General features: G+C 54.9%; 1 protein-coding gene. It reads left to right on the top strand.

Going from position 1 to position 441, the window contains the following annotated elements; genetic code table 11:
- Nucleotides 1–387, top strand: a 387-nt coding sequence (locus tag AB4Z20_RS28075; RefSeq protein WP_442091246.1) for a transposase, incomplete at its 5' end; no start/stop codon positions are given.
- Between the last annotated feature and the right edge of the window lie 54 nt (nt 388–441).

Below are 441 nucleotides of genomic sequence, written 5' to 3'. Positions count from 1 at the left end.
TCGCGTTTTCCGACTGAGCAACACTTCAGTTCCTGGATGGGGTTGGCGCCCTCAACCCGAATATCGGGAGGAAAACCCTTACCCGGTCATGTCCCCAAGGTATTTAACCGAGCGGCACAAGCGTTGAAGCAGGCGGCCTCTAGCGCCCGTACCGATAAAAGCTTTATCGGTGCCAGTCACCGCGCCCGATTGGCTCGTATGGATACGGCCTGCGCCATCAAGGCTACGGCTCACCAACTAGCCCGGTTGATCTACGCCATGCTGACCAAGGGACAGCCTTACGTGGCGCAGGATATGGACGAGTACGAGGCTAAAAGCCGTGATCGTCAGCTTAGAGCTTTGCAGCGCAAGGCTACAAAGTTGGGTGTCCGATTGGTTGCGGCTTAAAAAAGCTTTAAGAACAAGGGGATGGATTTTGTTTGATGAGAGCTTGCTCCCGCT

This window comes from Pseudomonas sp. KB_12 (genome assembly GCF_052114545.1).
Lineage (GTDB): Bacteria > Pseudomonadota > Gammaproteobacteria > Pseudomonadales > Pseudomonadaceae > Aquipseudomonas > Aquipseudomonas brassicacearum.
The sequence above is the reverse complement of the archived record's forward strand: the minus strand, read 5'-3'. Positions and strand labels throughout refer to the sequence as shown.